We start from the raw sequence: 13,591 nt of genomic DNA on the forward strand, positions 1-13,591 counted from the left end.
GCGATGTTTCCGGCGCACCGCGGGGCCCTTCCGGCAGAACACGCGATCATTCCGGCGGACCGGGGCGATTGGCCGGAAAGGACCCTGGCGATCGGATGTGCCTGACCGATCAGGAATTACTGAACTCAACCCGGCAATAAGAGGACCGAAGTTGACTTCACATGTTCAGGACGGTCCTCTCCCGCGCAGCGGGATCGGTTCCGGAAGCGCCCGAAACCGGCCTCCGGACGGCGTCGGCCTTGTGTCGCCCGCCTACGCCCTAGTAGGTAACGCACCACCGGATTGTCGACCCGAAGCGCGTGGGAAGGCTCCCCCGGTACGCCCGGAGTGCACTCGCGACCCTTCCATTCGAGTGAACGCGGACAGGAGCGGCCATGCCCGCAGCCCGCCAGCCGTCAACGGAGCAGCTACAAAGAACACCCGCCCCCCGTGAAGTGGGAGCGTCCGTTCGACCCGCCGAGCCCGCACAGCCCCCAGGTGATGCCGTGAAAACCCTGATTGGCCGCATTCCCGTGCTGGACGTACGCCCCCTCGTCGACTGCGGCCGAAGGCCCGCTAAATCGGTGGTCGGTGAAACGTTCCGGATCAGCGCCACCGTGTTCCGCGAAGGACACGACGCGGTGGCCGCCAACGTCGTCCTGCGGGACCCCCGGGGCCGCCAGGGCCCCTGGACCCCGATGCGGGAACTCGCGCCCGGCACCGACCGCTGGGGGGCGGAGGTCGCCGCGGACGCCGAGGGCCGGTGGACCTACAGCGTCGAGGCGTGGAGCGATCCGCTCGCCACCTGGCGGCACCACGCCGGCATCAAGATCCCCGCCGGGATCGACACCGCCCTGGTCCTCGAGGAGGGGGCGGCGCTCTACGAGCGGGCCGCCGCGGGCGTCCCCAAGCGGGCGGGCCGGGAGGCCGTGCTCGCCGCGGCCGACGCCCTGCGCGACAAGGGCAGGCCGGAGGGCGAGCGGCTGGCGGCGGCTCTCGCCCCCGACGCGCTGGCCGCGCTGGAGCGCCATCCGCTGCGGGAACTGGTCACCTGCTCGCCCCCGTTGCCGCTGCAGGTGGAGCGGACCCGCGCGCTGTACGGCTCCTGGTACGAGTTCTTCCCGCGCTCCGAGGGCGCCAGGACCGAGCGGGGAAGGCTCGTCTCCGGCACCTTCCGCACGGCGGCGCAGCGGCTGCCCGCCATCGCCGCGATGGGCTTCGACGTGGTGTACCTCCCGCCGGTCCACCCCATCGGCAGCACCTTCCGGAAGGGCCCGAACAACGCGCTCGGCGCCGGTTGCGACGACGTCGGAGTGCCCTGGGCGATCGGCTCGGCGGAGGGCGGCCACGACGCGGTCCACCCGGACCTCGGCTCCCTCGAGGACTTCGACGCGTTCGTGGGCCGTGCCCGGGACCTGCGGATGGAGGTCGCCCTCGACTTCGCCCTGCAGTGCTCCCCCGACCACCCGTGGGTGACCGGGCACCCCGAGTGGTTCCACCACCGGGCGGACGGCAGTATCGCCTACGCGGAGAACCCGCCGAAGAAGTACCAGGACATCTACCCGATCGCGTTCGACCGCGACATGCAGGGGATCGTCGCCGAGACCCTGCGGGTGCTGCGCCACTGGATGGCGCACGGGGTGCGGATCTTCCGCGTCGACAACCCCCACACCAAGCCGGTCGCCTTCTGGGAGAAGGTCATCGGCGCGGTCAACCGCACCGACCCGGACGTCGTCTTCCTCGCGGAGGCGTTCACCCGCCCGGCGATGATGCACACCCTCGCCGCGGTCGGCTTCCAGCAGTCGTACACGTACTTCACCTGGCGCACCACCAAGCAGGAGCTGACCGAGTACCTGACGGAGCTGTCGGGCGAGGCGGCCGCCTGGATGCGGCCCAACTTCTTCGTGAACACCCCGGACATCCTGCACGCCTACCTCCAGGAGGGCGGCCGGCCGGCGTTCGAGGTCCGCGCCGTGCTCGCCGCGACCCTCTCCCCGTCCTGGGGGATGTACGCGGGGTACGAGCTGTGCGAGAACACCCCGCTGCGGCCCGGCAGCGAGGAGTACCTCGACTCGGAGAAGTACCAACTGCGGCCGCGTGACTGGGAGTCGGCGGAGCGCGAGGGGCGGGGCATCGTCCCGCTGATCACCGCGCTGAACCGGATCCGACGGCGCCATCCGGCGCTCCAGCAGCTCCGGAACCTGCGCTTCCACCACACCGACAACGACGCCGTGATCGCCTACAGCAAGCGAACGGATTCGAACACCGTGGTGGTGGCCGTCAATCTCGACCCCCACCACACCCAGGAGGCGACGGTCTCGTTTGACATGCCGGAACTCGGCCTCGACTGGCACGAGACCGTACCGGTGCGCGACGAGCTCACCGGCGAGACCTACCACTGGGGCAGGACCAGCTATGTGCGCCTCGAGCCGGGCGTCACGCCTGCGCATATCGCCGTCCTGCGGCCGTCCCCGCCGATCGGAGGGTCACCCTCATCATGACCGTCAACGAGCCCGTCCCCGACACCTTCGAGGACACCCCCGCCCAGGACCGGGACCCCGACTGGTTCAAACGCGCCGTGTTCTACGAGGTGCTGGTCCGCACCTTCCAGGACAGCAACGGCGACGGCATCGGCGACCTCAGGGGCCTCACCGCCAAACTGGACTATCTGCAGTGGCTGGGTGTGGACTGCCTGTGGCTGCCGCCCTTCTTCAAGTCCCCTCTCCGCGACGGTGGTTACGACGTCTCCGACTACACGTCGGTGCTGCCGGAGTTCGGCGACCTCGCCGACTTCGTCGAGTTCGTGGACGCCGCGCACCAGCGCGGGATGCGGGTCATCATCGACTTCGTCATGAACCACACGAGCGACCAGCACCCGTGGTTCCAGGAGTCCCGGAGGAACCCGGGCGGCGCGTACGGCGACTACTACATCTGGGCAGACGACGACAAGCAGTTCCAGGACGCCCGGATCATCTTCGTCGACACGGAGAGCTCCAACTGGACCTTCGACCCGGTCCGCAAGCAGTACTACTGGCACCGCTTCTTCTCCCACCAGCCGGACCTCAACTACGAGAACCCGGCAGTGCAGGAAGAGATCATCTCCGCCCTGCGGTTCTGGCTGGACCTCGGCATCGACGGCTTCCGGCTGGACGCCGTGCCGTACCTGTACCAGGAGGAGGGCACCAACTGCGAGAACCTCCCGGCCACCCACTCCTTCCTCAAGCGGGTCCGCAAGGAGATCGACGCCCACTACCCGGACACCGTGCTGCTGGCCGAGGCGAACCAGTGGCCGGAGGACGTGGTCGACTACTTCGGCGACTACCCGTCGGGCGGCGACGAGTGCCATATGGCCTTCCACTTCCCGGTGATGCCGCGCATCTTCATGGCCGTGCGGCGGGAGTCCCGCTACCCGGTGTCCGAGATCCTGGCCAAGACGCCGCGGATCCCCAAGAACTGCCAGTGGGGCATCTTCCTGCGCAACCACGACGAGCTGACCCTGGAGATGGTCACCGACGAGGAGCGCGACTACATGTACGCGGAGTACGCCAAGGACCCGCGGATGCGCGCCAACATCGGCATCAGGCGCCGACTGGCACCGCTGCTGGACAACGACCGCAACCAGATCGAGCTGTTCACCGCCCTGCTGCTGTCCCTGCCCGGCTCGCCGATCCTCTACTACGGCGACGAGATCGGGATGGGCGACAACATCTGGCTGGGCGACCGGGACGCGGTGCGCACACCGATGCAGTGGACCCCGGACCGCAACGCGGGCTTCTCGTCCTGCGATCCCGGCCGACTGTATCTGCCGACCATCATGGACCCGGTCTACGGCTACCAGGTCGCCAACGTCGAGGCCGCCATGGCGTCCCCCTCCTCGCTGCTGCACTGGACCCGCCGGATGATCGAGATCAGAAAGCAGAACCGCGCCTTCGGCCTGGGCACCTTCACCGAACTCCCGTCGTCCAACCCGGCCGTACTGGCCTACCTGCGCGAGGCGCCGGCGACCGGGGACGGCTCCGACGACCTGGTGCTGTGCGTGAACAACTTCTCGCGCTTCGCCCAGCCCACCGAGCTGGACCTGCGCCGGTACAACGGCCGCCATCCGGTGGAGCTGATCGGCGGGGTCCGCTTCCCCGCGATCGGGGAGTGGCCCTATCTGCTGACGCTGGCCGGACACGGTTTCTACTGGTTCCGGCTGCACAAGGAGCCGGTGGCCGCGGAGAGCCCCGCACACCGGTCCGCGCGCGGGGCCCGGACGCCCGAGGGCGGCTGATCGCGGCACTTGCCATGTCGGGTGCGGGGCGGTTGGACCGCCCCGCACGGGGCACGCTCCCTCCCATATCGCAACCCGGTCCGAGTCCGTACGGACCATCCTCCGCCGACACTCCCCCTGCCTGCGGCGGGGGGACCCCCACGCACAGCCCGGACAGCTATTATTTGCCGCAATCCGGGACACTCTTCGCAAACTGTGGTGTGCCCGGGGAAAGGACGCGATGCCATGTCGGAGGCTGCATCCACCCGGACCCCCGTCGCCCTGCTGCCTTCGCTCTCGCCCCTGCTGCGCGAGTGGCTGCCCAGGCAGCGGTGGTTCGCGGGAAAGGGGCACCCGGTCACCGGCTTCGCGCTGGTGGCGGCCGTCGAGCTGCTGCCGGTCGACTCGGTCGGCCCGGGACTGCTGCATCTGCTGCTGCGCGTCAGGCAGCCCGGCCAGGCCCTGGGCCTGCGGACCACCGCGGGGCACCCACCGTCCGCGCTCTGCGAAGCGGCGGCGGGCGGCGACTGCTACCAGCTGCTGCTGGGCGTGCGCGGCGCCGTGCCCCCGTATCTCGCCCCGGCGCTGATCGGCCGCGTGGCCGAGGGGCCACTCGCCGGACGGACCGTCTACGAGGGACTGCACGACCCCCGGCTCGCCGGGCTGCTGCTGGAGCGGCTGCGCACCCCCGGCCGGTTCGGCCCGCTGCGCTTCGAGAGGGCCGCCCCCGTCCCGGGCGGGCTGCGCGCACGGGTGCTCGACGCCGAGCAGTCCAACTCCTCCCTGGTGTACGGGAACTCGCTGATCCTCAAGATCTTCCGACGGGTGTACCCGGGCATCAACCCCGATCTGGAACTCCCCCTCGCGCTCGCCCGCGCCGGCTGCGGCCGGGTGCCGGCGCCCATCGCCTGGTTCGAGTCGGACACCCCCGAGCCCTGCACCCTCGGCGTGCTCCAGCCGTTCCTCCGCGGCTCCCAGGACGGCTGGCGGCTCGCGCTCAAGGCGCTCGCCGACGGCGACGACTTCATCGGCGAGGCGCAGGCCCTGGGCCGGGCCACAGCCGAGGTGCACACCGCACTCGCCGCGGCGCTGCCCACCGTCTCGCTGAGCGGGTCCCAGACCCGGCACCTGGCGACGGCGATGAACGAACGGCTGGACGCGGCGCTGCGGGCGGTACCCGCACTGCTGCCGTACGTCCGCGGGCTGCGCGCCGCCTTCGACGCCATCGCCGGCGCCACCTTCGACGGCGACGGCAGGGCCCAGCGCATCCACGGCGACCTGCACCTCGGCCAGACCCTGCACACACCCGACGGGGGCTGGTCGGTCATCGACTTCGAGGGCGAGCCCGCCCGCCCGCTCGACGAACGCCGCCGGGTGCAGCCCCCGGTGCGCGACATCGCCGGGATACTGCGCTCCTTCGACTACGCGGCCCGCTCGTACCGCCCCTGGAACCCGGCCTGGGCGGCCCGCTGCCGGGCCGCGTACTGCGAGGGCTACGCCGACGCCTCGGGCTCCGACCCGCGGGCCGAGGCGGAACTGCTGCGCGCCTACGAGACCGACAAGGCCGTGTACGAGGTCGTCTACGAGGCCCGCCACCGGCCGGACTGGCTGCCGGTGCCCATGTCCGCCATCCAGCGGCTGGCCGGCCCCGCGGGCTGACACCCCGCCGCACCGCTCCCGCCCCTGCCCCGACCTTCCGCCCTTCCCCTCCCCTTCCCTCCCCTTCCCTTCCCTCCCCTTTCCTTCCTTCCCTCTCTTCCCCCGAGTTCCCAGGAGGCCGTCCCCGTGACTCCCCGCAACGGCGTACGCCCCGCCGCACCGCTCGACGCATCCGACCGGGAACGGCTGCTCGGCGGCACGCACCACGACCCGCACTCCCTCCTGGGGGCGCACCCGGGGCGCGGCGGGGTGGCCTTCCGGGCCCTGCGGCCGTACGCCGAGACGGTGACGGTCCTGGCCAAGGGCCTGCGCGCCGAACTGCACGACGACGGCGACGGCCTCTTCTCGGCACTGCTCCCGCTACGCCGCATCCCCGAGTACACGCTCCAGGTCGCGTACGAGGACGCCACCCTGGAGTTCGCGGACCCCTACCGCCTCCTCCCCGCCATCGGCGAGCTCGATCTGCATCTGATCGGCGAGGGGCGCCACGAGGAGCTGTGGCACGCCCTCGGGGCCCGGCCGATGACGCACCAGGGCATCACGGGCACCCGCTTCACCCTCTGGGCGCCGAACGCCCGCGGCGTCAGGGTCGTCGGCGACTTCAACCACTGGGACGGCACGGCCTGCGCCATGCGCTCGCTGGGCTCCTCGGGGGTGTGGGAGCTGTTTCTGCCCGGCATCGGCGAGGGCGCCCTCTACAAGTTCGAGATCACCCGCCCCGACGGCTCCCGCACACTCCGGGCCGACCCGATGGCCCGCCGCACCGAGGTGCCGCCCGCGACGGCGTCCGTCGTCAGCGCGTCCCACCACGTCTGGAACGACGAGGCGTGGATGGCGCACCGCGGCGCCCGCCCGGTCCACGAGGCGCCGTTCTCCGTGTACGAGGTGCATCTGCCTTCCTGGAGACCGGGTCTGACCTACCGCCGGCTGGCCGAGCAGCTCCCCGCCTACGTCAGGGACCTCGGCTTCACCCATGTCGAGCTGATGCCGGTGGCCGAGCACCCCTTCGGCGGCTCGTGGGGCTACCAGGTCACCGGCTTCTACGCACCCACCGCCAGGATGGGCACGCCGGACGACTTCCGCCACCTGGTCGACGCGCTGCACCGCGCCGGAATCGGGGTGATCATGGACTGGGTCCCGGCGCACTTCCCCCGGGACGACTGGGCGCTGGCCGAGTTCGACGGACGCCCGCTGTACGAGCACTCCGACCCGGCCCGCGCCGCCCACCCCGACTGGGGCACCCTGGAGTTCGACTACGGACGCAAGGAGGTCCGCAACTTCCTGGTCGCCAACGCCGTCTACTGGTGCGAGGAGTTCCACATCGACGGGCTGCGGGTCGACGCGGTCGCCTCGATGCTGTACCTCGACTACTCCCGCGAGCACGGCGAATGGAGCCCCAACGAACACGGCGGCCGGGAGAACCTCGACGCCGTCTCCTTCCTCCAGGAGATGAACGCCACCGTCTACCGGCGCTGCCCCGGTGTGGTGACCATCGCGGAGGAGTCCACCGCCTGGGACGGCGTGACCCGGGCGACCCACCATGTGGGGCCGGGAGGCTTCGGCGGGCTCGGCTTCGGCCTGAAGTGGAACATGGGCTGGATGCACGACTCGCTCGGCTACGTCGAGCACGAGCCGGTGCACCGCAGGTTCCACCACAACGAGATGACCTTCTCGATGGTCTACGCGTACAGCGAGAACTACGTGCTGCCCATCTCGCACGACGAGGTCGTCCACGGCAAGCGCGCCCTGGTGTCGAAGATGCCCGGCGACTGGTGGCAGCAGCGCGCCAACCACCGGGCGTACCTCGGCTTCATGTGGGCCCACCCGGGCAAGCAACTGCTCTTCATGGGGCAGGAGTTCGCCCAGGGAGCGGAGTGGTCCGAGGGCCACGGACCGGACTGGTGGCTGCTCGACCCCTCCTACTCGGCCGAGGCCGACCACCGGGGCGTGCGGGACCTGGTGCGCGACCTCAACCGGGTCTACGCCGCCACCCCGGCGCTGTGGCAGCGGGACACCGACCCCGGGGGCTTCGCCTGGGTGGACGGCGGGGCCGCCGACGACAACGTCTTCGCGTTCCTGCGCTTCGACGCCGACGGCACCCCGCTGCTCGCGGTCTCCCACTTCTCACCCGTGGTGCGGCACGAGTACCGGCTCGGCGTACCGCCGTCGGTGCCCGCCTGGTCCGAGGCGATGAACACCGACGCCGCACGCTACGGCGGCGGGGACGTCCGCAACGACGGCCCGGTCAAGCCCGAGTCCGTCGCCGCCCACGGCCACCGCACCAGCGTGCGGCTCACCCTGCCGCCGCTGGCGACGGTGTGGCTCAAGCCGGTGTGACCACGCCGAGCCGCTGGGTGGCCCTGGTCAGCGCCACATAGAGGTCGTTGGGCGGCATCCGCTCGGGCGCGACCACCAGCACCGTGTCGAACTCCAGGCCCTTGGCCTGGCGCGGGTCGAGCAGAACGACGGGCCGGGAGAGGTCGAGCGGCCCCTCGCCGCCGAGGCCGGTGAGCGCGCCGTGCAGCTCGCCGGGGGCGATGACGGCGAGCCGGCCCTCCTCCGGGGCCTCGGCGGCGGCGAGGTCCGCCACGTCGGCGAGGTCCGCGATGCGCTCGAAGGGAGCGGTCCCGGTGGACCGGATGGAGCGGGGCGGGGTGAAGTCCGGTTCGGTGCGCCGGCGCCGCGCGGCCGCGTAGTCCATGATCTCCGCGGGCGTGCGGTAGTTGACCCCGAGCCGCGCCAGCCGCCAGCGGTCCGCCACATAGGGTGCGAGGATCCGCTGCCAGAAGCCCCCGCCCTCCCCACCGGCCGCCGGCGCGGCGGGCGCCACCGGGTCCCCGCTCTGCGCGGGGCCACCGCTCTGCGCGGGGCCACCGCTCTGCGCGGGATCGCCGCTCTGCGCGGGGTCGGCGGTCTGCGCGGGATCGCCGACGAGCGTCATCGAGCGGGTCGGGCAGCGGCGCATCAGCAGCCGCCAGGCCATGGCCGACAGCTCCTGCGCCTCGTCGACGATGATGTGCCCGAACGCCCAGGTCCGGTCGGCGGCGGCCCGCTCGGCGGCGCTGCGGTGGTCCGCCTCCTCCTGGCGCTCGGCCATGCGCTCGGCGTCGATGACGTCATGGGCGGCCAGCACCTCGGACGCGTCGGCGTCGACGTCCTCCTTGTCCTCGAACTCGTAGGTGCGGGAGGCGTAGGAGACGTCCAGCACGCCCTGGGCATAGGCGATCCGGAGAGAGCGCTCGGCCTCGGCGGCGGCCCGGGCGGCGGAGTCGTCAGCGCCGATGAGTTCCGCAGCCTCGTCGAGGAGCGGCACATCGGCAGGCGTCCACGGCCCCTCGGAACGCCTGACCAGGTCCGCTTCGGCGTCGCCGAGGTGCGTGGGCTCGGCGAGGTAGCCGGCGAGGAATTCCTCCGGGTCGAGCGGCGGCCACAGCGAGGCGAGGGCGGAGTGCACCTCGGCACTGGCGGCGACGGCCTTGCCGAGCTGGGCGATGTCGTCGGGACCGAGGAAGTTGGGGCCGCCGTAGGGGTCCTCGCCGATGCGGTCGGCGAGCTGCGCGGTGAGGTCGTCGATCACATGGAAGGCGAAGTAGGGCCGGGCGAGGTTGTGCGGCAGCCCGGTCTCACGGGCCTTGTGCCGCGCCTCCACGGCGATGGCCCAGTCGAGGACCAGCTCGCCGTCGTCGTGTGCGATGACGACCGGCTCCCCCTTCGCGGGCACCCGCTGCCGGTCCCGTACGGCCTCGGCGAGCACGTCCGCCATCTCCGGGCGGCCCTTGACCGCCGCTGCCGCGGGGCTGTCCGTGCCGGTGGCGTGGACTCCGGGGTAGAGCTCCCCGACGGTCGACAGCAGGACACCGGTCTCGCCCAGGGAGGGCAGCACCTCCCCGATGTAGCCGAGGAAAGCCGGATTGGGCCCCACGACCAGCACCGCCCGCTTGGCGAGCTGCTCCCGGTGTGCGTACAGCAGGTATGCGGCGCGGTGCAGCGCGACGGCCGTCTTGCCGGTGCCGGGGCCGCCCTCGACGACGAGCACCCCGTGTTGCGGGGCGCGGATGATGTGGTCCTGCTCGGCCTGGATGGTGGAGACGATGTCCGCCATCCGCCCGGTGCGGGCGCCTTCGAGGGCGGCGAGGAGCACCTCGTCGGCATCGTGCGACTCGTGTCCGGTGCGGGTCGGGTCGCCGAGATCCATGATCTCGTCGTGCAGCGCGGTGACGGTGCGGCCCTCGGTGGTGAGGTGCCTGCGCCGGCGCAGCCCCATCGGTTCGTATCCGGTCGCGAGATAGAAGGGGCGCGCCACCGGCGCCCGCCAGTCGATCAGCAGCGGTGTGCGCTCGGCGTCGTCGGCGCGCAGCCCGAGTCGCCCGATGTGATGGGTCACTCCGTCCCGCCGGTCGACCCGCCCGAAACAGAGACCCGTGTCGGCGGCATTCAGCGCGGCGAGCGAGGCGGAGCGCTCCGCCACCTCGATATCACGCTCCATACGTGCCTGCCGACCGGTGCTGACCTGGGCCATCGTGCCACGCACGGCAGCCTCGGCCTCCCCGCGCAGCCGATCGAGCCGCTCATGGGCGAGGAAGACGAATTGCTGTTCCTGCCGCATTTCCTCAGTTGACAATTCAGCTCCTGACGCACTACGCTGCACCTGTTAAGGCTCTTCTTTGTTTTCATTCCGCTTGCATGCGGAATTTTCCAGTATATGCGAAGGAATACCCGCTCCGTGAGCCCGGACCGGGTTTTTTTGTGCCTCGGGGACCACCGGTGCCGGGGCGCCGGCGGGCGTGGGCGGGGCCATGGGCGGCACGGCGAAAGCGGGCGGGGCGCGTCGGCGGTCCCCGGTGCCCGGGGCGGCCCGTCAGCGGCGCCGTCCGGTGCCGCCACCGCTGCCGCTGCCGCTCAGCGGGATCAGGCTCTCCAGGCGAGCACCCTTGACCCAGGAGCCCAGCAGGTCGCGGTGGAGGGCCACGATGTCCTGGCGCACCGCCAGGCCGAGTGCGTCCCTCGTGAACGCGCGGCAGGTGGTGACGAACAGGGCGACGTCCGCGCCGTGCTCGAGGCGGGCGGTGCCGACGAACTTCTGCATGTCCTGCGAGGGCACGCTTCGATGCGGCGCGTACTTCTTGCACTGAATGACGAGCTTGCGGCCGTCGGCCAGGTAGCCGACGACGTCCGCCCCCAGGTCGCCGCTCCTGCCGCTGACGACGACATCCCTGCAGCCGTCCCGCCGGCACAGCTCGGCGACGTAGGCCTCGAACTCCTGCCACGTCAGGGCGTCGACCTGGGCCATGGACAACTCGCGCGCCCGGGCCTCCTCCTGAGCCCGCCACGCGAGGTCCCGCCCGACCGCCCGGCGGTGCGCCCGCAGCAGCGCCCAGCCCGCCCCGCCCAGCACGGCGGCGGCGAGTACGGCCACCAGGACGGGCCAGACATGCGACCAGCTCCCGGCGACCCAGGCGACGGCGATCGCCGCCACCATCGCACCCCAGGCCTGCAACTGCCTGCGGGTCCGCTTCTTCAGGCGCCGGCGCCGTCGACGTGCCGCCATCACTCCCCCGTCCCGCGGGTCCCTGGTCCGCAGTCCGCGCCGACGGGCGCTGCCCGGCCCACGCGGATACGCCGGCTCATCGGGCGGCCCGCGTGACACCGCTCGCCAACTGCCCCAGGATGTCCTGGATTCCCTGGCCGACCGCGGTGGGGGCGAGAAGAACGCCCAGCGCCAGGATGATGACGGCCGTGGTCCTCTCCTCGTTCCGGCTGCGGGCCTGCGTACGCCGCCGCAGCCGGAAGAAGACGACGACTGCGAGCAGCACGGCCACGTTGATGGTCAGCAACCGTCCAGACCTCCCCCGAACCTCCCCCGACGACCGGCCGAGCACCGGGGAACGGCGGCACGCCGCCCCAGCTTTCCTGTGTAGCGGCGCGTCGAGGGGGCCGGAGGCGGGTTGCCGGCGAATGGCACAAAGCCATCGGACCTGGCCGGATTCGGTGCGGTCGGTCCCGTGCACGCGTTCGGGATCAGGGCGCGCGCACTGCCCGCTGCCGTGCACTGCCCGCCGGGTACCGGAGTGCCGAGTGCCGAGTACGGAGTGCCGGAGTGCCGGAGTGCGCAGGGCGGTTCCGGCGCCGCGGGCTCCGGGGGGGGCGGAGGGCGACCGGCTTCCGCGGGGCCGCGGCCAGGCCGCCGGGGCGGCCGGCTCCCCGGGGCCTCGCCCGGAATCGGGGCGCCGGCCACCCCGCCGCCGACCACCCCGCACCCGCGGCAGCAGCCTCAGGCCGTGACGGCCGGCTCCCTGCGGTCCCCGTCCCGCCGCTCCGGTGCCTCGGCGGAGGACGCGGCCGGGGCGTGGTCGTCGACGAAGGTCTCCTCGTCGAAGGGGAGGCGGCCGGCGAGCACCTCGGCTGCGCGCTCCTTGTCGATCTCCTTCGTCCAGGTGCCGACCAGGACCGTGGCGACGGCGTTGCCCGCGAAGTTGGTGAGGGCGCGCGCCTCGCTCATGAAGCGGTCGATACCGACGATCAGGCCCACGCCGTCGACCAGGGCGGGCTTGTGCGACTGGAGGCCGCCCGCGAGGGTCGCGAGGCCGGCGCCGGTGACACCGGCGGCACCCTTCGAGGCGATGATCATGAAGACCAGCAGGGAGATCTGCTCGCCGACCGAGAGCGGGGCGCCCATCGCCTCGGCGACGAACAGCGAACCCATCGTCAGATAGATCGCGGTGCCGTCCAGGTTGAAGGAGTAGCCGGTCGGGACCGTGATGCCGACGACCGGCTTCGAGACGCCCAGGTGCTCCATCTTCGCGATGAGGCGCGGCAGCGCGGACTCGGAGGAGGAGGTGGAGAGGATCAGCAGGAACTCGCGGCCCAGATAGCGCAGCAGCGAGAAGAGGTTCACCCCGGCGACGACGCGCAGGAGCGCGCCGAGGACGAGGACGACGAACAGCGCACAGGTGGCATAGAAGCCGATCATGATGACCGCGAGCGACTTCAGGGCGTCGACGCCCGTCTCGCCGACCACGGCGGCGATCGCGCCGAAGGCGCCCACCGGAGCCGCCCACATGATCATCGCGAGGATGCGGAACACCAGCTTCTGGAGGTGCCCCACACCACGCAGGATCGGCTCCCCCGCGGGACCCATGGCCTGCAGCGCGAACCCCGCGAGCAGCGCCACCAGCAGGGTCTGGAGCACCTCGCCCTCGGTGAACGCGGAAACCAGGGTGGTCGGGATGATCCCGAGCAGGAAGTCCACGGTGCCCGCGCTCGCGCCCTCGGCCTGCTTGCCGCCCGCCGCCCTTGCCGCGTCCGTCAACTGCAGCCCGTGGCCCGGTTCGAGGAGGTTGCCCACGACCAGGCCGATGGCCAGCGCGACCGTCGACATGACCAGGAAGTACCCGAGGGCCAGACCGCCGACGGCACCGACCTTGGCGGCCTTGCGGACCGAGCCTACGCCGAGCACGATCGTGCAGAAGATGATCGGGGAGATCATCATCTTGATCAGGTTCACGAACCCCGTGCCGACCGGTTTGAGTTCGACGGCCGCGCCGGGGGCGGCGAAGCCCACCACCACACCGAGCACGACGGCACCGATGACGGCGAGATACAGATGGTGGGTGCGGTCCCGCTGTGCGGCTGCTGGGGTTGCCACGGGGATTCCTCCTCGGTCTGATGTACGTCCACGTCCTGGTGGACGCACGTGACTAT

At 71.7% G+C, this 13,591-nt stretch carries 8 protein-coding genes; 4 read left to right on the forward strand and 4 right to left on the reverse strand.

What is annotated here, in order from left to right; all coding sequences use genetic code 11:
• Nucleotides 1-494 precede the first annotated feature (494 nt).
• The 4 genes from SCWH03_RS08785 to glgB all read left to right on the forward strand — a co-directional run bounded on the left by SCWH03_RS08785 (nt 495) and on the right by glgB (nt 8,227).
• Nucleotides 495-2,480, forward strand: a complete 1,986-nt coding sequence (locus tag SCWH03_RS08785) for an alpha-1,4-glucan--maltose-1-phosphate maltosyltransferase (protein ID WP_173263772.1) — start codon at nt 495-497, stop codon at nt 2,478-2,480.
• Nucleotides 2,477-4,252: a maltose alpha-D-glucosyltransferase gene (treS, locus tag SCWH03_RS08790; protein WP_173263596.1), complete on the forward strand. Its 1,776-nt coding sequence runs from the start codon at nt 2,477-2,479 to the stop codon at nt 4,250-4,252. Before SCWH03_RS08785 ends, treS begins: the two co-directional genes overlap by 4 nt.
• Before the next feature lie 225 nt (nt 4,253-4,477).
• The gene (locus SCWH03_RS08795) at nt 4,478-5,890 is read left to right on the forward strand and encodes a maltokinase N-terminal cap-like domain-containing protein (RefSeq protein ID WP_173263597.1); all 1,413 of its coding nucleotides are present in this window, start codon (nt 4,478-4,480) and stop codon (nt 5,888-5,890) included.
• A gap of 126 nt (nt 5,891-6,016) precedes the next feature.
• On the forward strand, nt 6,017-8,227 hold the full coding sequence (glgB, locus tag SCWH03_RS08800; protein ID WP_173263598.1) for a 1,4-alpha-glucan branching enzyme: 2,211 nt from the start codon (nt 6,017-6,019) through the stop codon (nt 8,225-8,227).
• Here the strand turns inward: glgB and SCWH03_RS08805 are convergent.
• From SCWH03_RS08805 to SCWH03_RS08820, 4 genes are all read right to left on the reverse strand, one after another.
• A complete protein-coding gene (locus SCWH03_RS08805) occupies nt 8,214-10,496 on the reverse strand; it encodes a HelD family protein (protein WP_173263773.1) in 2,283 nt (760 codons plus the stop codon). The genes glgB and SCWH03_RS08805 overlap by 14 nt on opposite strands.
• Before the next feature lie 252 nt (nt 10,497-10,748).
• Nucleotides 10,749-11,438 carry a restriction endonuclease gene (locus SCWH03_RS08810; RefSeq protein ID WP_173263599.1) on the reverse strand — a complete coding sequence of 230 codons (690 nt, stop codon included), beginning with the start codon at nt 11,436-11,438 and terminating at the stop codon, nt 10,749-10,751.
• A 76-nt stretch (nt 11,439-11,514) separates the two neighbouring features.
• On the reverse strand, nt 11,515-11,724 hold the full coding sequence (locus SCWH03_RS08815) for a hypothetical protein (protein ID WP_173263600.1): 210 nt from the start codon (nt 11,722-11,724) through the stop codon (nt 11,515-11,517).
• Between the two features lie 437 nt (nt 11,725-12,161).
• Nucleotides 12,162-13,535, reverse strand: a complete 1,374-nt coding sequence (locus SCWH03_RS08820; RefSeq protein WP_173263601.1) for a cation:dicarboxylate symporter family transporter — start codon at nt 13,533-13,535, stop codon at nt 12,162-12,164.
• Between the last annotated feature and the right edge of the window lie 56 nt (nt 13,536-13,591).

The organism is Streptomyces pacificus, assembly GCF_011766325.1.
GTDB lineage: Bacteria > Actinomycetota > Actinomycetes > Streptomycetales > Streptomycetaceae > Streptomyces > Streptomyces pacificus.

Bases quoted from the DNA above. Each gene is read 5' to 3' on its own strand.
- SCWH03_RS08810 (WP_173263599.1), bottom strand. From the start codon at position 11,438: ATGGCGGCACGTCGACGGCGCCGGCGCCTGAAGAAGCGGACCCGCAGG.
- SCWH03_RS08805 (WP_173263773.1), bottom strand. From the start codon at position 10,496: ATGCGGCAGGAACAGCAATTCGTCTTCCTCGCCCATGAGCGGCTCGAT.
- SCWH03_RS08795 (WP_173263597.1), top strand. From the start codon at position 4,478: ATGTCGGAGGCTGCATCCACCCGGACCCCCGTCGCCCTGCTGCCTTCG.
- treS (WP_173263596.1), top strand. From the start codon at position 2,477: ATGACCGTCAACGAGCCCGTCCCCGACACCTTCGAGGACACCCCCGCC.